The following is a 17478-nucleotide window of genomic DNA, read 5'->3' as shown; positions in this document are numbered from 1 at the left end:
CTTCAAGCTGCGATCACAGGCGATGATCGGCAATCTGCTTGAAATCATAGCGCATGATCGGGCGGGCCGGCGTTCTGCGAGCGACGACCCTGAACCCGGCGCGCGCGAAGGTGGAGGCATATCCGCTGCCGGAAGCGCTCGGCGATACGTCGGCGTCGAAAGGATAGGCTTCGAGCACAGGAGCATTTGCGCGCCTTGCGACTTCCAGTGCTTCCGCAATCAGCTGGAATGTTACGCCCCGCCTGCGGTATCGTTTTCGCACGTAGAGGCAGGACAAGGACCAGACCGGCGCATCATCCACACGCTTGAGCTGCCACAGCCGATCGAGCCAGGGCAGGGCATCTCGCGGTGTCACCTGACACCATCCGACAGCCGTATCGCCGTCGAAAGCAAGTACGCCTGGAGGCGGACCATGCTGGACGTCCTGCCGGAACGCGGCCTTGTTTTCCTCGCCGGGTCTCTTTCGGTAAGAACGACCGATCCGTCCGTGCATACACCAACAGCGACTGCAGACGGCGCTGTCACCGAACAGGTCCTCGAGCGCCGGCCACAGATCGGGCGTCAGTGGGCGAAAGCCAAGTTCCATGTCAGCCGTCATCCGCTACCTACCTTGCCCAGTCTAGCCTGAGCTACGTGTTAGTGCATCATAGGTTGCGGTCCATGCGGGGGATGTTCGAAAACGGGGTTTCACTCAGTGCTCCATCTCAGCGCAGAAAACCAAGCACGGCCTGCATGAATTCTACGGGGTACTCGACGTTCGACAAGTGAACCGCGGGCAGGACAACCAGTTTCGCGCCGGGCACCATCGCCGCGATCAACTCGCTATGGCTGGCGGCTGTCACAGTGTCGTGCCGGCCGGCGATCACCAGCGTTGGCCTGGAAATCAGCGCTACGGTTCGGCGAAGGTCCGCATCGCGAACCGCCGCGAACAGACCAGCCAAGCCTTGCCGGTCGATGGCCAGCAGCATGGCGCGAAATTCTTCGATGACGGGCTCGTTGGCCGCCAGCATACGCGCAGGAAACCAGTTGCCCAGGAACATCTCGGCGGTTTCGGACATATCCGGCGCCTGCAGCACGGCGGCAATCCGCTCGTCAAACTGCTTTGCCGGTCCGAGGTAGGACGAGGTGTTGCTCAGGATCAAGCGCTCGATCCGCTCGGGCGCGTGGATGCCGAGCCACTGCCCGACGAAGCCGCCCAACGACAGACCGAGGAAGTGTACGCGTTCAATGCCCAGGGTGTCGAGCAACTCGATCACGTCGCGGCCAAGCCGGTCGAGCGAATAAGCGCCGGCCGGAACGCTCGACCCTCCGTGGCCGCGAAAATCATAGCGCAGAACACGGAAATGGTTCGACAGCTCGCCGACCTGCATGTCCCACATCCGCAGCGTCGTGGCGATGGAATTCGACAGCATCAGCACGGGCTTCCCGGCGTCGCCGTCGATGCGGTAGGCGATGCGTGTGCCATCGCCGACGGTCACGAAATCCAGCTCATTCATGGTGAATACACCTTCCTTCTTGGAGCGTTGAATGTGGCAAAGCCTAGCTGCGGCGCGCTTTTGAGGATATTACAAAGATAGGACTATCTCTGTAATAGAAGCTGACATGGCCGAATTCACCCTGCACGACCTGCAATGCTTCGATGCCGTGGTCCGCTGCGGCGGCTTTCAGCCTGCGGCGGCCATGCTGCATCGCTCGCACCCGGCTGTGTTCGCAGCCGTTGCAAAGCTGGAGCGGCAACTCGACCTCGTTCTCCTGGATCGCAGCGGCTATCGCGTGCGCCCCACCGAGGCAGGGCTGTCGTTCCATCGCAGGGCACAATCGCTGCTGCGCGAGCTCGAGGGCTTGCGGCTTCATGCTGCTCAGCTGTCAATGGGCGAAGAAAGCGAGATCCATGTGGTGATCGGCGACCTTTGCCCGCGTCCGCAGGCATTGGGCATGCTCGGACGGTTCTTCGCCCAGTGTCCGGGCACACGCCTGCATCTGCACTTCGAGGCGGTGGGCGGCCCGTGGGAGCGCCTCTTCGATGACGAAGCCGATTTGATCCTGCACTGGATCGACAAGACCGATCCGCGGGTGGAATGGATCGATCTGTGCAAGGTTCCGTTCGTTCCCGTAGTGGCGTCGGGCTTTCTACCGGAGCGGATCAAGCACCCCATCACGCCGGATCAGATGCACGCGTTCACCCAATGTGTCATGCGCGACACGGCCCGCCATTCACCCCAACAAGACTACTTCATGATCGAGGGTGCGCCTCAATGCATGGTGGCCGATCAGGGGATGAAGAAGGAAATCATCCTGCAGGGCCTCGGATGGGGCCACATGCCCCGCTTCCTGATCGAGGAAGAGCTGCGCGACGGACGCCTGCAATCCGTTGCCGGCCGTCATCTGCCAGGCCGTACCGAGGAGTTGGTGGTGGCGCGCCGCCGCGACCGGCCGCACGGGCCGATCTCGAACCGTCTGTGGGATCATATCGAGCAAGAGGCGCCGACGTTGCGCCGAGCGCTCGAACGTCGGACACCTGTCCGGCACGCAAAGCAAGGGCTCGGCATCGAGTGAATTCTTCGAGGCCGTTCAGTCTATCGGTAGGTAGAACCGTAATTCCTATATTGTTGTTATCTCAGTCCTTCGTTAGGGTCTGCTGCATCTGACAAAATCGGCGACGCTCACGTGAAGAGTCTCAAATGCGCCTCATCTTTGTATTGCCGCTTCTCGCATCTCTCGCGTCGTCGACCGTTTTGGCGGAGGAGGTCTATCACAACGTGGCCAGCCAAGATTCATTGGCTCGTGCCGACATACTCGGCCGCATGATGAACGCGCTGACGAGACACAAAGAATTTGACGACAAGTGCGACTTGGTTCCGCTGATAGACATGAAGGCATTCGAAAATTACTACAAGAAGCTGACTTGGAGCCTTAGTCCTTCAGACCTCGCGCTGGTACAAAAGCACTACTCCGACGCACAAACCACTTGGAGCACCAAAGGCGGCGGGGTACCCGGAACAGAGTGCGATGACCTCAGCTATGAAATTCTAGATTTAGATATTGGAACCCCGAATCCCCGCGACGAGATGCTAAGTCTACTCAATGCGGCGCCGCGTGGCAGTTCACAGTACAAAATCTATGCAGCGGCGGTGGCATGGGGTGGATATCTCCAAGCGTTCATCACTTGCCCCGATTACTCTGTCAGTTCGAACGCTGTGGAGAAAATGCAAAAAAATAATATGGATGAGTTTCGAGTCCCGTACCTGTTGGCAAGGATGGCCGCCGTTAAAGCCCCTCCTGATTGTCAAGATATAGAGCCTTTGGCGCGTGATGGCGGTGTGTATCGCCCTAGAAGCAAGTGAGAAGTCCATCGATTACGCACTCTATCGTTAGTACGTGCGCCGCGCACCATACCGGCAACCCAGGTGCGGAGAGCGCGTTGACGTATCATCGTCCCGCCGATACGGATCGGGACAATCGATCGCAAAGGTTTTTTTCAGCATGGTGCATTACGCGGACGGGCGGCCGATCGGCGATCTGACGCTCAGGACGCTGGCCATGCCTTCCGACGCCAATGCGGCAGGCGACATTTTTGGCGGCTGGGTGATGGCGCAGATGGATCTCGCCTGCGGCATCCGCGCCGCCGAGCGCGCCAAGGGCCGCGTGGTGACGGCGGCGGTGAAGGAAATGTCCTTCGCCAAGCCGATGAAGATCGGCGACACGCTGTGCATCTATACGCATGTCGAACGCGTCGGCCGCACCTCGATGACGCTCAAGGTCGAGGCCTGGGCGCAGCGCTATCTCTCCGACCTGATGGAGAAGGTCACCCATGCCGACTTCGTCATGGTGGCGCTGGACGGCGAAGGCAAGCCGAAGGCGGTTCCGGCCGAAGGCTGACCCGGCCTGATTCCAGAAGACGGATTTAAACAGCCGTCTCACCCGCGCGGGGGATGCGGACAGCGATCCCGCGTGGTCTTTGGCTAACGGGTTCCCGCATGCGCGCCTGCAGCGCGACCGACGGGATCTTGGGAGGAAAGACAATGCGTCAACACATGCTGAACGCTGCCCTGGCGGGTGCCTTTGCAGCCTTGCTCTGCCTGTCGTCCGCAAGCGCTTTGGCGGAGGTCAAAAAAGGCGATCCAGGCGCCACCTGCACGTCGGAAAACCGCACCATCAACGGGCAAGCGGCCAAGTGCGAGATCTGCTCGGCGACGAAATGCGACACCAGCGGCACGACGGTGAGCAATTGCCGCAAGGAGACGACCACGACCTGCACAATTGGCGGCAGGGTGGTCAGTCCCAACCCGAAATGGAATCGGATCGAGAAGCTGCCGAAGAGCAAGATGCAGTTACAGCAGTAGGGCTCGTCCGGAGGATTCCGACAGGTTCAAACCCTTGCAGCACAAGGGTTCAGCTGTGCATGGCGTCGAACTTCTCGCGCGCCGCCTTGACGCGCTGGGTGTTCTTGCGCGCCCATTCGCCGAGCGCATCGACCGGCACCAGCAGTTCGTAGCCGAGATCGGTCAATTCGTAGTCGACCCGCGGCGGGATGGTCGGGAACACGGTGCGCGTAACGAAGCCGTCGCGCTCGAGCCCGCGCAAGGTCGTGGTCAGCATCTTTTGCGAAATGCCGCCGACCGCGCTGCGCAGCTCGTTGAAACGCAGCGGCCCGTTGCCAAGCTTGCCGACCACGAGCACCGTCCATTTGTCGCCGACGCGCTGCAGGATTTCCGAGATGGCGCGGCAGTCCTCGGTGCGGTGCGGGTGCCTTGGTAACAAAAAAGTGCCTCCTTGCACATTGAGCGGCCAGTTACTCATATAGCTCAGGTATCTAAACGATACCAGTATTCCCGTAAGGAGAGCCCCCTCTATGTCAAAACCCAAAATCGCCATCATCATTGGTTCAACCCGCGCGGCCCGCTTTGCCGACGTCCCGACCCAATGGATTGCCAAGATAGCCAAGTCGCACGCCGACATCGACGTTGAAGTCGTCGACCTGCGCGATTTCCCGCTGCCGTTCTTCGATGAGGTCGCATCCTCCGCCTGGGTGCCGTCGCAGAACGAAGTGGCGCAGCGCTGGCAAAAGAAGGTCGCCGGATTCGACGGCTTCATCTTCACCGCCGCGGAATACAATCATGGCCCGACGGCCGTGCTGAAGAACGCCATCGACTACGCCGCCAACGAGTGGAACAAGAAGCCGGCCGGCTTCGTCGGCTATGGCAGCGTCGGTGGCGCGCGCGCGGTCGAGCAGCTGAGGCTGCATGCGGTCGAGTTGCAGATGGCGCCGGTGAAGTCCGCCGTACACATCGCCTGGGCCGATTTCCTTGCCGTCAAGCAAGGCGACAAGAAGCTCGATGAGTTCGAGCACCTCAACCAGGCGGCAACCGCGCTGGTCAACGACATTGCATGGTGGGCCAGGGTGCTGAAGACGGCGCGTCAGGCCGATGCCGTCGCCGAGGAAGTCAAGGCGGCCTGAGCACAGGTTCGAGCAGTCCTCCCAAGGATTAATTCTCCCAAGCATTGGGGCGGCGCATGCGCCGCCCTTTTTGTTCACACGGCATGGGCGTCCTGCGCTTGCCGTGGTCTGATGATGCAATCGGCAAGGCGGTCCATCTCATTCAGCTCGTCGGCGTGATGCTGGCCCCACTGGCAAAGTGCCAGCAGGATCGGCTCGAGGCTGAGGCCGAGCCGCGTCGCCGAATATTCGACGCGCGAAGGTATCTCGGCAAAGATCTCGCGGCGGACGAGGCCGTGCTCTTCCATTTCGCGAAGTTGCTGGATCAGCACTTTCTGGGTGATATCGGGCATCAGCGCCTGCAGCGCCGACAGCCGCCGGGGGGCCGTCGAAGAGATGGTACAGGATGACCGCCTTCCAGCGGCCCGAAATCACTTTCAGCGCGCGCTCCGCCGGCAGCGTCGGCAGTCTCTTGATCAGCTTGGCCATGGTCACCTCCCGGTCAGCAGCGGACAAATCGGTGTGTAGTCGAAGCCAGGCAGATAGTGGCAAACAGCGGCCGATGCCAACAGCGATCGGTGCATGCGATGAGAGCCATTCAACTGAGCCGCTTCGGCGGGCCCGACGTTCTCGACATAGTCGCGGTGCCGAAGCCTGAGCCGCAAGCCGGCGAAGTGTTGGTCCGCGTTCATGCGGCCGGGGTGAATTTCTTCGAAGTGCTGATGCGCGCGGATCGCTATGCGGTGACGCCGCAACTGCCGATGATCCCTGGCGTCGAGGCCGCCGGGATCGTGGAGGCGCTTGGCCAGGGGGCGGACGCTTCCTTGCTCGGCACGCGCGTCGCCGCACCGTTGTTCGCCTCGAGCCGCCCGTTTGGCGGCTATGCCGAGTATGTGACGATCGACGCAAGCCTGACCGTGCCCTTGCCGGATTCGCTCTCGTTCGAAAACGCGACGGCATTGATGGTGCAAGGACTGACGGCATTGTATCTATCGCGGCAAAGCCCGCCGGCCGGCAGATCGGTGCTGGTCGCCGCTGCCGCGGGCGGCGTCGGTTCGTTGCTCGTCCAGCTTGCCAAGCGCGCCGGCGCTAGCCGTGTCATCGCGGCAGCCGGCAGCAAGGCCAAGCTCGACCTTGCTTTGTCGCTGGGATCCGATGCTGCCGTCGACTACAGCAACACGGATTGGCCGGTGCACGTCCGGGCAGCGACAGGTGGCGCTGGCGTCGACATCATCTACGACATTGTCGGCGGCCCGCTGACGGCGGTTGCGCTGGAGGCTCTGGCACCTCGCGGAGAGTTGGTGTTTGCAGCACTTGGCAGATACGCGCTCGGCGCCCCGGAGATGGAGGCGATGATCGGTCGCAACCAGTCGCTGAAGGGTTTTGCCCTGCTGCCGTTGCTGTCTACGGACGGTCTCCGTGACTGCCTTTTGGAGCTTTTCGATCTGGCCGCTGGTGGTCAGCTTATGGTGACCAAAGGTGGCCGCTTCCCGCTCGACCAGGCCAGCCACGCACATCGCCTGCTGGACGAGCGCGGCGCGACCGGCAAAGTTGTCCTGATACCTTAGTAGGTGCTCGGCAAGGAGCCGAGGATCCGGGCTTGTGCCGTTCCGGCCGTCAGCGAACCCGGTAGAACGGATTAGGCAGCAGGAACAGCTTCTCGGCATGCCCACCGAACAGGTCGGATGGCTGGTCACCGACATTGGCAATTATCGTGTAGCCGGCCTTTTCGATTTCGGCCCTTATGGGTGCCTTGAAATCTGCGGCGGAGCCGTATTTGGCCCCAGGCTGGACCATGTAAAGGTGCTCGTAGCCGGCATAGCCGGCCGACTGCAGGTTCTGTTCGGTTGCCTGACGCTGGTCCTCCGGACGTCCGGTGATGAAGAACACCGCGACTTTCGCCGCTCGTGCCTGCCGGAAGACCTCCAGCACGGCGTCGATGGCCGGATCCTTCGCAAGCTGATCCCAGGCGGCCCAGCCACAGGGACCGTCGATTGCGATGTCGCAGGCGCCGCCAATCGGGCGGCCGAAATTGTCACGTGTGATCACTTCCCAGTTGGCCAAAGCCGTCTCGTCGATATCGAGCACCAGTGCGGGCCGAGGCACCTCCATTGCGCGCTTGATGACCCAGTCGCCTGCCTGCTTCGCCACAGTGGCCAGGTCGCGGTCATAGTCGCCGGAATCATGATAATTGGCAGCCGCCAGCATCGCATCGCCGACATTGGCTGGCTGGGACGGGCTTGTGAGAAGGAGCGAGTCGGAACGCGCCGGCGCAGGAACATTTGTGCCGATCATCAGCACGATTGCCCCGGCACGCGCAATTCTATTCCAGCCAATCGCCCGCATCACGAGACTTTGCTGTCACGAGAAGTCGGCTGTCAAGCGAGGTCTTCCACAGGTCCTCGAAACTGCGACGCTGAATTGGACATTCCAGATGCCGAATGTCTCTATGGGTTGGTGTAACACGATTTCCGCCGTCGCGGTCTTTCCCTCCGACAGGTGACGCACCGCCGAAACCGCCAGCAGAAGCGCGTCACCCGAAATCATAGCCACCGCGGCCTTGGCCGTGTCCTACGCCGCCTGAACGATCTCGACCAGTTCAACGTCGAACACCAGATCCCGTCCGGCCAACGGATGATTGCCGTCGAGCTTGACGCTGGTGTCGTCCACGCCGACGACTGTTACCGGCATCGGGCGCCCTTCCGAGGTTCTGACCTGCAATCGAGTGCCGATATCGACGTTGATGTTGTCTGGCACGCGGCCGCGGTCGATGGTCATGACCGCTTCGGGGCGGTGGGGGCCATAGGCGGCCTCGGCGGGAACAGTCACGGTGCTTTTCGCGCCCACCTCCATGCCCTCGACATGGGTTTCAAGACCAGGGATCACTTGTCCTTCACCCAGCGTGAATTGCAGCGGTTCGTTGCCGGAAGAATCGAATTGGGTGCCGTCTGCCAGGCGTCCATTGTAATTAATGCGCACGGTGTCGCCATTCTTGGCCTGTGTCATGATAGCCATCCTTTGAAAGTTTCGAGGGGCCGGCCAAAGCTCACGGTCCCGTCCTCGATCATCCACGCACTTAGGTGCGCGGCGCGAAACGCTAAAACTAGGGACCTGGCTGCCGATGTAAACCCCGATTGAGCGACGCCGGCATGACCCGCCGGCGTTCGTCGCCTTCGGCAGCAGTGCACCGGACTAGCGGTCATGCCGGCTCAACCCATTCAGGCGGCGTGCAAATGGCGGCTAGATCAGGTTATGGCCGCCATCGATGCGGATCGTCTCGCCGGTGGTGAAGTCGCTTTCCATGAGGTAGAGGTAGGCGGCGGCGACGTCCGCAGCGGTCGGAATTTTTCTCGATGGCAACCGGGCAGCCATGTCGGCAAAGAAGCTGGATTTGGCTTCTCCAACAATGTCCCACATCGGTGTGTCGACCCATCCGGGCGACACGACATTGACGCGCGTCGGGGCCAGTTCGAGCGCCAGGGCGCGGGCGAAGTAGCTGAATGAACCGGCAATCGCGGAGACGACCGAGCCTCCCGGCACCGGCGGCCGATCCTTATTTATTCCCGAGGTGAAGGTCATCGAGCCGCCGGCTTTCAGGGTGCGCACAGCGTGCTTGGAGAGCAAGACGGCGCCAATCAGCTTGTTATCGACGAAGCCTCGCACAGCCTCCATGTCGGTACTGCCGATGGGATCGCCGGGCGGCAGTGTTCCGGCGGTCGATACGAGGTGATCGAAGGGACCGACCTCGTCGAACAGGCGAGCGACGTCCGCTTCGTCGGTCATGTCGGCGACCACGCTTGTCACGCGGCCCGCATTGAGCGTCCGTTCGGCAGCCAGCAGTTTCTCGGGCGAGCGTCCGACGATCACGACCTTCGCTCCGCCGTTGAGAGCAGCTTCCGCGACGCCGAGACCGATGCCGGAACTACCGCCGACGACGATGACTTTCCTGTCCACGAGCGATGTCATGAGGGTTCTCCGTTCGTTGCGATTGCGGTGGGAGAGTCAGGCCTTGCCGGCGTAGGCGGCTTCGAGCTCGGCGATGATGATCTTGCGCATCCCATACATCGCCTGCCGGACGCGGTTGGCCTTTTCGCGATCCGGATCGGTACTGAGCCGCGGCAGGATTTCCGGGATGACCTGCCAGTAGACGCCGTATCTGTCGGTGAGCCAGCCACAGGGTTGTGCCCTGCCGCCGCCGGCGGTGAGCGCCTCATAGTAGTAGTCGGTCTCGGCCTGGTCCCTGGTCTCGATGTAGAGCGAGAGCCGCTCGTTGAAGGGCGGCTGCGGCCCGGCATTGAGCGCAGTAAGGTGCAGTCCTTCGAGCTCGAAATCGAAGGTGGCATGCGGGACCGTCTTGTTGGTTCCGGACACCCAGTCGGTGTATTCGATGGTCTGGAGCGCTTTGCTGTTCTTGAAGACCGAGAGATAGAAGTCGCGGGCTTGCTCCGCATCGGTGTTGAACCAGAGGAATGGGTGGATGGTGGCCATGTCCGTTCTCCGTTAATTCCTTGCGACAGCGATCTTTGGCGAAGAGCCTGTCCGCTGTTGCTTTCGTTCAGGCTAGCGGTGGTCCGACGGCCGATAGACCGAGCCGTCCCAGTCGCGGGCAAATCCGAGGTCTTCGAGCCGGCGGGTCGAGAAGCGTGCAATCTGCCGCCCGGTCCGGCGCCGGCTGCTCGAGGCGAGGATGCGGCCGGCCATGCCGGTCAGGACGTCGACGATGGGTTCAACTCGTTTGGCGTTCATGGTGCTCTCCCAGAGTGGCGGCAGTTTTGGTTTCAGCAGTTGCCCCGCGACTTTCGTCAGCGAGAGTATCAGTCACATCAAACTCGCCTTTTGCAGCGGCGGTGAATGACTGATTACGCGAGCAAACATGCCGGCTTCTGGCCTGGACGACAAACGACTTATCGGCGACAATGTGTGAGCATCACTCACACGTACAGGTATCGATCCATGCCCCGGAAGCTGCCTCCCCTCACCACCTTGCCAAGTTTCGAGGCCGCGGCGCGCCTGTTGAGTTTCTCCAAGGCGGCAGAGGAACTTCATGTCACCCACGGTGCGATCAGCCGGGCGATCAAGAATCTTGAGGATCAGCTCGGTGTGCAGCTGTTCGAGCGCGGTACGCGTTCGGTGAGCCTGACAGCCGTCGGCGAACCCTATGTGCGGGCGGTGCGCGAGGCGCTCGCCCAGTTGGCCACCGCCACCGCTGCAGCAACAGCCCGCTATTCGAGCTCGACATTGAACGTCAGCACCTCCGATGGCTTTGCGGGGAGATGGCTGGTGCCGCGCCTCTATCGCTTTCACCGTGCGCATAGCGACGTGGATGTGCGGGTTTCGACAAGCGGGAAGCTGACCAACTTCCTCGGCGACGGCATCGATGTCGCCGTCCGTTATGGCAACGGAAACTATCCGGGGCTCACGTCGGAGTTCCTCACCGGCGAGGAGGTGTTTCCAGTGTGCAGCCCAAAGCTTCTTGAGGGTGCACATCCGCTCCGCACGCCTCAGGACCTCAAACACCACACGCTGATCCGTGACAGCTTTCCGATCGACTGGGCGACCTGGCTGGCAAGCGCCGGGGTCGAGGGCGTTGACCCGCAGAGCGGGATTACCTTTGACTCTGCCACCTTTGCCATGGAGTCGGCCGCACAAGGCGAGGGGGTGGTGCTCGGCCGGACCATGCTCGTTGCGGCCGACCTTGCCGCCGGGCGACTCGTCCGCCCCTTCGGCCACGCCCTGAAATCCCCCTCCAGCTTCTATTTCGTCTACCCGCCAGAGGCGATCCGTCAGCGCAAAGTCAAGGCTTTTCGGGATTGGCTGCTCTCAGAAGTCGCGCCGCAAATGGACTGACGGAAAGGCCGAGAGAACAGGATCGTCTACATCGCGCAGTCACCATCGGCTCGCCCGAAACGCGGTGACGATCCAGGCACGCGAGTCGAAAAGCACACCGTCCGCGGTCAAATGCGCGTCGAGCAGATCGCGCAACCGCCGCAGCGGCGCGTCGACATCCACATCTGCGCGGGCGAGCGGATCCTTGACCAGTTGCAGGCCAAGCAAAGCGTCATAGGCCACATCGACGTCCTGGCCGTAGAAGACCGGCTCATGCACTTCGGCAAAGTCGACCGAAACAAAACCGGATGCACGCAAGATCTCCGCGGTGATGGCGGGGTCGCCAAGCGAAAACGGGGTGGCGGCGCCCCCCGATATGGCGGTCCCCGGCGCAATTGCCCGCTGAATGGCAGTTGCCCACTCGTTACGGTCCTGGCATCGCCATACCATCCACACAAGACGTGCCCCTGGTCGCATCGCCCGGGCGATATTGGCGAACGCCGCCGCCGGATCGGCAAAGAACATCACTCCAAATCGACTAATGCACAGATCGAAGCCGGCAGGCGGAAATACCAGCAATTGCGCATCGCCGCGCTCAAAGGCGAGGTTTCGCAATCCCTCTTTCGCGCTACACTTCCGGGCGATCTCGAGCATCTGCGCCGATACGTCCACGCCGAGCACGCTGCCTTCCACCGCGACACGGGCAGCATCACGAGAGGATTGTCCCGAACCGCATCCGATATCGAGCACGCGATCGCGCGTTCCCACCTTGACCGCAGCCCTGAAGACCTCGTTGTGCCGTCGCAGTTCGGCGTCGTAGACGCAGCGCAGTTCAGCACCATCGCACGCCTGCCTGGAGATGATGGGCCGGCAGCATTTCCGGCCGCTCTGCCCTGATCTTTTCGCGTCGGGCCACCCCCGAACTGTCAGCCGCGCCGCGCCGCCTCGATCGCTGCAACGTCGATTTTCTTCATCTCCATCATCGCCTCGAATGCGCGCTTTGCTTCATCGCCGCCGGCGGCCATCGCTTCGGTCAGCACGCGCGGCGTGATTTGCCAGGAGATGCCCCATTTGTCCTTGCACCAGCCGCAGGCACTTTCCTGGCCGCCATTGCCGACGATGGCGTTCCAATAGCGGTCGGTCTCCTGCTGATCGTCGGTGGCGATCTGGAAGGAGAAGGCTTCGTTGTGTTTAAACGCGGGCCCGCCATTGAGGCCGAGACAGGGGATGCCGGCGACCGTGAACTCGACCGTCAGCACGTCGCCTGCCTTGCCGGACGGGTAGTCGCTGGGAGCGCGGTGGACGGATTTCACCGAACTGTCGGGAAAAATCTCGGAATAGAAGCGGGCCGCAGCCTCGGCGTCCTTGTCGTACCAAAGGCAGATCGTGTTCTTGGCGATTGTCATTGCTGGTCCCTTTGCTTTCGAAATCAATCGGGGCTTTTGAAATCAACCCGGGTTTTTCACAGCTGGCCTCGGCGTTGCACCGGACATGGAAATGCGCTCGTGCCATCGACGTTCCGGCAGCAGCAGCTGCCCGGAATCAAGGTACCACGGCTGGTGCTTTCAGGACCAGATGCGGGCAGTGACTCGAATCGGCGATGGTCCGCCTGCTCCGACCGGCGGCCTCACTCTTTGCGTAGGGCAGCGCCGCTTTGCTCAAGGTCGCGCTGGCTTTCCGTTGGCGCGCCGTTGCCTCAGAAGGCGCATGAGCAAGTTCCGTCTGTCCTTGCGCGGGACGAGTTCGATATCGCTGACAAGTTTTGCGCCGCCCTTGTGCCGCTCCAATGTGATCTTGCGGCTGTGGAAGGCCTCCAGCTCGGCGCGGTGCGCTACGCTTATGATGGTGACCTTCGGCAATTCGCGAATAATCATCTCCATCATCTTGTCCTGGCTCTTCTCGTCGAGTGCCGACGTTGCCTCGTCCAGCACGATGATATCGGGGCGGTGCAGCAGAAGACGCGCGAAGGCGAGGCGCTGCTTTTCGCCACCCGACAAGGTCTGGTCCCATGGCGCGTCCTCCTCGATCCGGTCGTTGAGGTAGTCGAGTCCCACCTTGTCGAGGGCAGCCTTGATCTTATCCAGCGTCCAGTTGTCGGCGGCGCCTGGATAGGCGACAGCGCGGCGAAGCGTCCCGGTCGGGATGTAGGGCCGTTGCGGCAACATGAACAACCGTCTGTCGGCGCGGATGTTGACGCTGCCGCTACCCCATGGCCACAGACCCGCGACGGCCCGCACCAACGTACTCTTGCCCGAGCCGGATTCGCCGGCGACGAGCACCCGCTCGCCTGGTTCGATCACGACCTCGGTTTCCTTGACCACGGCGGTGCCGTCGTCGAGCGACACGGAGAGATTGTTCAGGCTGAGCATCGCATCGCCGCCGGTCTCGCCGCGCTTTATGCGTCCCAGCGTGTTGCTCTGTTCCGCGCGCTCGAGCCCGTCGAGCGACATCATCAGCGAGGCGATGCGCCGTGCACAGGCGTTCCAATCGGCGAGACGGGGATAGTTGTCGACCAGCCATCCGAACGCGCCCTGCACGATGGCAAAGGCCGAGGCAGCCTGCATGACCTGTCCAAGTGTCATGCTGCCTTCGAGGAACTTTGGAGCGCAAAGCAAGACCGGCACGACAGGCGCAAACAGGCTCGACCCCTGAGACACCAGCGCCGTGCGCATGTGCTGGCCTGCAAGGAGCGCCCATTGCCTGAGCACATGGGCAAATGTCTTGTCCATGCCGCTGCGCTCCTCCTCCTCGCCGCCGAGCAATGCGATGCTCTCGCCGTTTTCCCGCACGCGCGTCAGCGTGTAGCGGAACTCGGCTTCCGCCTGATTTTTTCCCTCGGAGAGGTGGACGAAATGGCGGCCAATGACCGCCATCGAAGTGGACGTGATCGCGGAATAGAGCACTGCGGTGATGACCAGGAAGCCGGGAATGGTGACCGTCGAACCTGCAATCGTCAGGGTCAGGGCGCCGCCGATCGTCCACAGCACCACGATGAAGGTCGAGGCCGACAGAAATGCGACGATGACACCGGCGATGAAATCGACGGGCGATTCGGTGGCAATCCGCAAATCCTCGGCGATGCGGGCTTCGGGGTTGCTATGATCGCCGCCGACGAGGTTCAGCTGATAGTAGCGGCCGCTTGCGAGCCAGCGCGCGATGACCGCGGTGGTGAGCCAGGACCGCCAGCGGCGCTGTATCCTCATGCGAAAGAAGACTTGTGCCACCACAAGGCTGGCGCTTCCGATCACGAGTGGCAGGAATACGGCGCTCAGCCAATATACGGTGTGGGCATTGCGTTGCTCAATGGCGTCGAAAATTGCGCGATTCCAGACATTGATCCCATACTGGAAGCCGACATTGGCGACGATCAGGACCAACAGCCCGATCGTCAACGGCCAGGCGACCCTGTCGCCACTGCCGCTCCAGTAACCGCGCGCGCTGATCCAGAAGCGCTTAAGCAGGTATCTCTTGCGCGCCCGCTCGGCCTCTTCAGGTGTCAGCTCAGGATCGGGTTCGGTGACATCCGGCGGCGGCGCGGGCTCGCCGACGACCTCGGACGCGACTTCGACAGTCGACTGTTTCTCGCGGCGCGACTTCTCGGCATCGCGCGATTGGGCGCCGTCAACCGATTTCAGCTTAAATTTAGCCTCGGGCATCCGGCGATAACGGCTTAAAAATCAGAAGGTTTCATAGCGTCCGCTCGAGATCCCAGATGCCAACAACGCCAAGGCTTCTCAGCTGTTCCGGTGCTCGCAGCAGCCTATGGTCGTTCTCGATGACAGGCTTTGATCGTTGCGGGGCAGACCGCCGAGCGTCGGCTGCGGGTCAGTCTGCAACAAAGCATCACCTGCTGCGGTCTCGAGAATTCGCTTCAGGCTCTCAAGATTTGTCCGCATGCTGCATTCGAAGAGGCTGGACGCAAGCGGCGCGAGAAGTGCCATCGGCCCGAGTCAACAGGATCGAGGAGGAGAGATCATCTCGATTGCGATTGCGAGCATCTGCTGCCCAGCCGGACCGCGCCAGCCCCGAGTTCCGGAACAAGGGTGCGATTTTGCCGTTGAGCCAGAAACTGGAAGCGACCCGCATGTCCGAATTGCCGAATGAAGAGATCGAAGGGCGGCTGAACGCCCAGCGCGAGACTCTGGCGCTGGTCGTTGCACTGCTTGCCAGCAAGGATACGGCACCCGAGCGAATATGGGCCGAACTGGAGGCCCGTTTTCAGTTTCAGAACAGTCAGGAGGACCCTGGCGTCCTGCCAAGCCGCGCATTCGCCATCGAAGCTGCGAAGATGCGGGAGTTCAAGCTGATCGCCGAAGAGGCGCAGGCGCGCAATGCGGAATGGAACGGCAGGGACAAGCCACAGGGCGCCAGCTGAAACCCCGGAGAGTGGATGCAGGACCGGCTATTTTACGATGACTGAGCAAGCGTCAGCTTTGCTGCAAAAATGTACGTGCCAACTCTTGCCATTCCTCGTCAAGCGTTAAGGTCGACGGCGCCGCGTTGCTGCGGCGATACCAATATTCCGCATTCGACTGGTCGCCTTCCTTGCGGTGGAGATAGGCATGCACGTGCATGCCCGCCGTATCGTCGCGCTGCTGCGCGCACTCGTGCGCCTTAGCCCAATCGCCCTTTGCATCCCACCACAGCGCCTGCAGGGCAGGGCTCAAGCCGGCTGGCGGCTGTGGTTTCGCAATCGATTCCCTGAAGGCTTGCAGATCCATTTTCCACCTTAGCGACGGTGCAGGCGCCGATAATAACCGCGCCGGCAGCCGACCGCTAGCGCGCATCGGGCGGTATGACCGGAATGGGTGTCGGGAGCGCTGAGCGCGGACGTCCGATAACCGCGCGGCCGGAGGCTTGATTCGATGACGTGCATGAAATAGTGCGCGCCACGACACCATGATGCCTGAGACAACGAGGATGAGTAGCGAGCCGATGACAGCCTCCGACCAGCCGCGCCAATTCTACCACGGCACCCGGGCCGACCTTAAACCGGGAGACCTGATCGAAGCCGGTTACAGCTCCAATTACGGGGCGCGAAAGCAGGCAGCCTGGGTCTATCTAACCGGCACTCTGGATGCGGCTATCTGGGGTGCAGAACTGGCCGCCGGTGACGGACGCGAAAGGATCTACATCGTGGAACCAACCGGCCCGGTGATGGACGACCCCAATCTTACGGACAAGAAATTTCCCGGCAATCCGACGCAGTCCTATCGCTGCCGCGAGCCGCTCAGGATCACGGGCGAGGTCACCGAGTGGCAGGGCCACTCCCCCGAGCGGCTGAAAGAGATGAAGGACCATCTCGAACGGCTGAAGGCACAAGGTATCGAGGCAATCGATTGATCGCTGAGTTCTGCGATTGCCAAGCTTGGCTCTGACCTACGGTCGGCGGCAGTCCCCGCGAAATACGGCTCCACGTCCGCAATGGGTCCGCGAGTTGTCGTTGCTTGCAGGGCTGGAGAGCGGATGCTCCTTTTCATCTCGTCGCGAACGTGATGATCTCTGGGCTCGAAGGGCCAAGTGGGCTGCCGTCAAAGCCGCCGAATTGCTGTTCGATCCGTAGCCCCGCGTTCCCCAGCAGGCTCGATAAGGCGTCCGTCTCGAGGAATCGCAAGGTGCTGCGACTAACTTGCGGAAGGCTCGGATGCTTTCCGCCGAACCTGTGGGTGAATGTCACCGTCTGTCCATCGAACCGCATGATCACCTCTGTTGTGATCTGCACCAGCGACCCGTCAGGCAGCTCAACGACGACCGCATTTTCGGGTGTCCAGTGCTCCCACGCCCGCACCGAAGGGTTCCGCGTTTCGAACGCGAAGCATCCGCCTGGCACAAGGGCGTGTCGGACAGCCGCCATGAAATCCCTCAGGTCTTCGTCGCTGACAAGGGCCTGGAATGCGTGCCCCGTCATCACAATGAGATCAAACTCGGCTGTCCAGCCGGCCGATTGGAGATCGCCGAGAACCCATTCGATATCCGCGCGCGTTCGTGCGCGATTCAACACGCCGGGTGCTGGGTCGATGCCGCAGAGCCGCCCTGAATGTCCGGCCAGGCGTGCCTCGTGAAGGAGGGTGCCCGTTCCACATCCGACATCAAGCACCGCGTCTGCTGTTAGAATGCGGGGCAGGTAGAAATCATAGTCGTCGCGCGCAGATCTCGGGTGCCAGGCGTCGTAGACGGCAGCGAGATATGGGTCGGCGAAAAGGTGGTCGACCATA

The 17478-nt window shown here is 61.8% G+C and carries 22 protein-coding genes and 1 pseudogene; 9 read left to right on the top strand and 14 right to left on the bottom strand.

What is annotated here, in order from left to right; all coding sequences use genetic code 11:
- Positions 1-13 precede the first annotated feature (13 nt).
- Both NKJ73_RS00430 and NKJ73_RS00425 read right to left on the bottom strand, forming a co-directional pair.
- On the bottom strand, positions 14-598 hold the full coding sequence (locus tag NKJ73_RS00430) for a GNAT family N-acetyltransferase (protein WP_036244776.1): 585 nt from the start codon (positions 596-598) through the stop codon (positions 14-16).
- Between the two features lie 106 nt (positions 599-704).
- Complete coding sequence (locus NKJ73_RS00425; protein WP_352567979.1) at positions 705-1496, bottom strand: alpha/beta fold hydrolase; 792 nt, start codon at positions 1494-1496, stop codon at positions 705-707.
- A gap of 106 nt (positions 1497-1602) precedes the next feature.
- Between NKJ73_RS00425 and NKJ73_RS00420 the strand changes: the two genes are divergently transcribed.
- From NKJ73_RS00420 to NKJ73_RS00405, 4 genes are all read left to right on the top strand, one after another.
- Complete coding sequence (locus NKJ73_RS00420; RefSeq protein WP_352567978.1) at positions 1603-2556, top strand: LysR family transcriptional regulator; 954 nt, start codon at positions 1603-1605, stop codon at positions 2554-2556.
- Positions 2557-2681: 125 nt separating this feature from the next.
- A complete protein-coding gene (locus NKJ73_RS00415) occupies positions 2682-3344 on the top strand; it encodes a hypothetical protein (RefSeq protein ID WP_352567976.1) in 663 nt (220 codons plus the stop codon).
- 139 nt (positions 3345-3483) lie between these two features.
- Positions 3484-3879 carry an acyl-CoA thioesterase gene (locus tag NKJ73_RS00410; protein WP_023678380.1) on the top strand — a complete coding sequence of 132 codons (396 nt, stop codon included), beginning with the start codon at positions 3484-3486 and terminating at the stop codon, positions 3877-3879.
- A gap of 143 nt (positions 3880-4022) precedes the next feature.
- Positions 4023-4343 carry a hypothetical protein gene (locus NKJ73_RS00405; protein WP_352567975.1) on the top strand — a complete coding sequence of 107 codons (321 nt, stop codon included), beginning with the start codon at positions 4023-4025 and terminating at the stop codon, positions 4341-4343.
- A gap of 49 nt (positions 4344-4392) precedes the next feature.
- On the opposite strand, the gene NKJ73_RS00400 is transcribed toward NKJ73_RS00405, so the two are convergent.
- The gene (locus NKJ73_RS00400) at positions 4393-4761 is read right to left on the bottom strand and encodes a winged helix-turn-helix transcriptional regulator (protein ID WP_352450465.1); all 369 of its coding nucleotides are present in this window, start codon (positions 4759-4761) and stop codon (positions 4393-4395) included.
- A gap of 91 nt (positions 4762-4852) precedes the next feature.
- Between NKJ73_RS00400 and NKJ73_RS00395 the strand changes: the two genes are divergently transcribed.
- Positions 4853-5458, top strand: a complete 606-nt coding sequence (locus NKJ73_RS00395; RefSeq protein WP_023678377.1) for an NADPH-dependent FMN reductase — start codon at positions 4853-4855, stop codon at positions 5456-5458.
- Positions 5459-5532: 74 nt separating this feature from the next.
- Here the strand turns inward: NKJ73_RS00395 and NKJ73_RS00390 are convergent.
- Positions 5533-5926 (bottom strand): annotated as a pseudogene (locus NKJ73_RS00390) (winged helix-turn-helix transcriptional regulator).
- Between the two features lie 98 nt (positions 5927-6024).
- Here NKJ73_RS00390 and NKJ73_RS00385 point away from each other — a divergent pair.
- Positions 6025-7005, top strand: coding sequence for a quinone oxidoreductase family protein (locus NKJ73_RS00385; protein ID WP_352567974.1), 981 nt, complete (start codon positions 6025-6027; stop codon positions 7003-7005).
- A 49-nt stretch (positions 7006-7054) separates the two neighbouring features.
- On the opposite strand, the gene NKJ73_RS00380 is transcribed toward NKJ73_RS00385, so the two are convergent.
- The 5 genes from NKJ73_RS00380 to NKJ73_RS00360 all read right to left on the bottom strand — a co-directional run bounded on the left by NKJ73_RS00380 (position 7055) and on the right by NKJ73_RS00360 (position 10183).
- Complete coding sequence (locus tag NKJ73_RS00380) at positions 7055-7783, bottom strand: HAD family acid phosphatase (RefSeq protein WP_352568304.1); 729 nt, start codon at positions 7781-7783, stop codon at positions 7055-7057.
- A 225-nt stretch (positions 7784-8008) separates the two neighbouring features.
- On the bottom strand, positions 8009-8443 hold the full coding sequence (locus NKJ73_RS00375; RefSeq protein WP_352567973.1) for an FKBP-type peptidyl-prolyl cis-trans isomerase: 435 nt from the start codon (positions 8441-8443) through the stop codon (positions 8009-8011).
- A 234-nt stretch (positions 8444-8677) separates the two neighbouring features.
- A complete protein-coding gene (locus NKJ73_RS00370) occupies positions 8678-9403 on the bottom strand; it encodes an SDR family oxidoreductase (RefSeq protein WP_352567972.1) in 726 nt (241 codons plus the stop codon).
- Positions 9404-9439: 36 nt separating this feature from the next.
- Positions 9440-9925, bottom strand: a complete 486-nt coding sequence (locus tag NKJ73_RS00365) for a VOC family protein (protein WP_352567971.1) — start codon at positions 9923-9925, stop codon at positions 9440-9442.
- A 72-nt stretch (positions 9926-9997) separates the two neighbouring features.
- A complete protein-coding gene (locus NKJ73_RS00360) occupies positions 9998-10183 on the bottom strand; it encodes a DUF1127 domain-containing protein (protein ID WP_352567970.1) in 186 nt (61 codons plus the stop codon).
- A gap of 207 nt (positions 10184-10390) precedes the next feature.
- On the opposite strand from NKJ73_RS00360, the gene gcvA reads away from it, so the two are divergent.
- A complete protein-coding gene (gene gcvA, locus NKJ73_RS00355; RefSeq protein ID WP_352568303.1) occupies positions 10391-11284 on the top strand; it encodes a transcriptional regulator GcvA in 894 nt (297 codons plus the stop codon).
- A 39-nt stretch (positions 11285-11323) separates the two neighbouring features.
- Here gcvA and NKJ73_RS00350 read toward each other — a convergent pair whose 3' ends face one another.
- The 3 genes from NKJ73_RS00350 to NKJ73_RS00340 form a co-directional block, all read right to left on the bottom strand.
- A complete protein-coding gene (locus tag NKJ73_RS00350) occupies positions 11324-12094 on the bottom strand; it encodes a class I SAM-dependent methyltransferase (protein WP_352568301.1) in 771 nt (256 codons plus the stop codon).
- Positions 12095-12189: 95 nt separating this feature from the next.
- Positions 12190-12663, bottom strand: coding sequence for a VOC family protein (locus NKJ73_RS00345; protein WP_352450557.1), 474 nt, complete (start codon positions 12661-12663; stop codon positions 12190-12192).
- 258 nt (positions 12664-12921) lie between these two features.
- On the bottom strand, positions 12922-14919 hold the full coding sequence (locus tag NKJ73_RS00340; protein ID WP_352456961.1) for an ABC transporter ATP-binding protein/permease: 1998 nt from the start codon (positions 14917-14919) through the stop codon (positions 12922-12924).
- 428 nt (positions 14920-15347) lie between these two features.
- On the opposite strand from NKJ73_RS00340, the gene NKJ73_RS00335 reads away from it, so the two are divergent.
- On the top strand, positions 15348-15638 hold the full coding sequence (locus tag NKJ73_RS00335; protein ID WP_352450454.1) for a hypothetical protein: 291 nt from the start codon (positions 15348-15350) through the stop codon (positions 15636-15638).
- Between the two features lie 52 nt (positions 15639-15690).
- Here the strand turns inward: NKJ73_RS00335 and NKJ73_RS00330 are convergent, their stop codons facing one another.
- The gene (locus tag NKJ73_RS00330) at positions 15691-15984 is read right to left on the bottom strand and encodes a hypothetical protein (RefSeq protein WP_352567969.1); all 294 of its coding nucleotides are present in this window, start codon (positions 15982-15984) and stop codon (positions 15691-15693) included.
- 214 nt (positions 15985-16198) lie between these two features.
- Between NKJ73_RS00330 and arr the strand changes: the two genes are divergently transcribed.
- Complete coding sequence (arr, locus tag NKJ73_RS00325; RefSeq protein WP_502905361.1) at positions 16199-16606, top strand: NAD(+)--rifampin ADP-ribosyltransferase; 408 nt, start codon at positions 16199-16201, stop codon at positions 16604-16606.
- 133 nt (positions 16607-16739) lie between these two features.
- Here arr and NKJ73_RS00320 read toward each other — a convergent pair whose 3' ends face one another.
- A complete protein-coding gene (locus NKJ73_RS00320) occupies positions 16740-17477 on the bottom strand; it encodes a class I SAM-dependent DNA methyltransferase (protein WP_352456965.1) in 738 nt (245 codons plus the stop codon).
- Position 17478: the final 1 nt, after the last annotated feature.

Source organism: Mesorhizobium sp. M0074 (genome assembly GCF_040322975.1).
Classification (GTDB): Bacteria; Pseudomonadota; Alphaproteobacteria; order Rhizobiales; family Rhizobiaceae; genus Mesorhizobium.
This window is presented reverse-complemented; position numbering and strand designations above follow the sequence as displayed.

Excerpts from the sequence above, each read along its gene's own strand:
- NKJ73_RS00430 (WP_036244776.1), bottom strand. The coding sequence starts at position 598 with ATGACGGCTGACATGGAACTTGGCTTTCGCCCACTGACGCCCGATCTG.
- NKJ73_RS00425 (WP_352567979.1), bottom strand. The coding sequence starts at position 1,496 with ATGAATGAGCTGGATTTCGTGACCGTCGGCGATGGCACACGCATCGCC.
- NKJ73_RS00420 (WP_352567978.1), top strand. The coding sequence starts at position 1,603 with ATGGCCGAATTCACCCTGCACGACCTGCAATGCTTCGATGCCGTGGTC.
- NKJ73_RS00415 (WP_352567976.1), top strand. The coding sequence starts at position 2,682 with ATGCGCCTCATCTTTGTATTGCCGCTTCTCGCATCTCTCGCGTCGTCG.
- NKJ73_RS00410 (WP_023678380.1), top strand. The coding sequence starts at position 3,484 with ATGGTGCATTACGCGGACGGGCGGCCGATCGGCGATCTGACGCTCAGG.
- NKJ73_RS00405 (WP_352567975.1), top strand. The coding sequence starts at position 4,023 with ATGCGTCAACACATGCTGAACGCTGCCCTGGCGGGTGCCTTTGCAGCC.
- NKJ73_RS00395 (WP_023678377.1), top strand. The coding sequence starts at position 4,853 with ATGTCAAAACCCAAAATCGCCATCATCATTGGTTCAACCCGCGCGGCC.
- NKJ73_RS00385 (WP_352567974.1), top strand. The coding sequence starts at position 6,025 with ATGAGAGCCATTCAACTGAGCCGCTTCGGCGGGCCCGACGTTCTCGAC.
- NKJ73_RS00380 (WP_352568304.1), bottom strand. The coding sequence starts at position 7,783 with ATGCGGGCGATTGGCTGGAATAGAATTGCGCGTGCCGGGGCAATCGTG.
- NKJ73_RS00375 (WP_352567973.1), bottom strand. The coding sequence starts at position 8,443 with ATGACACAGGCCAAGAATGGCGACACCGTGCGCATTAATTACAATGGA.
- NKJ73_RS00370 (WP_352567972.1), bottom strand. The coding sequence starts at position 9,403 with ATGACATCGCTCGTGGACAGGAAAGTCATCGTCGTCGGCGGTAGTTCC.
- NKJ73_RS00365 (WP_352567971.1), bottom strand. The coding sequence starts at position 9,925 with ATGGCCACCATCCACCCATTCCTCTGGTTCAACACCGATGCGGAGCAA.
- NKJ73_RS00360 (WP_352567970.1), bottom strand. The coding sequence starts at position 10,183 with ATGAACGCCAAACGAGTTGAACCCATCGTCGACGTCCTGACCGGCATG.
- gcvA (WP_352568303.1), top strand. The coding sequence starts at position 10,391 with ATGCCCCGGAAGCTGCCTCCCCTCACCACCTTGCCAAGTTTCGAGGCC.
- NKJ73_RS00340 (WP_352456961.1), bottom strand. The coding sequence starts at position 14,919 with ATGCCCGAGGCTAAATTTAAGCTGAAATCGGTTGACGGCGCCCAATCG.
- NKJ73_RS00335 (WP_352450454.1), top strand. The coding sequence starts at position 15,348 with ATGTCCGAATTGCCGAATGAAGAGATCGAAGGGCGGCTGAACGCCCAG.
- NKJ73_RS00330 (WP_352567969.1), bottom strand. The coding sequence starts at position 15,984 with ATGGATCTGCAAGCCTTCAGGGAATCGATTGCGAAACCACAGCCGCCA.
- arr (WP_502905361.1), top strand. The coding sequence starts at position 16,199 with ATGACAGCCTCCGACCAGCCGCGCCAATTCTACCACGGCACCCGGGCC.
- NKJ73_RS00320 (WP_352456965.1), bottom strand. The coding sequence starts at position 17,477 with ATGGTCGACCACCTTTTCGCCGACCCATATCTCGCTGCCGTCTACGAC.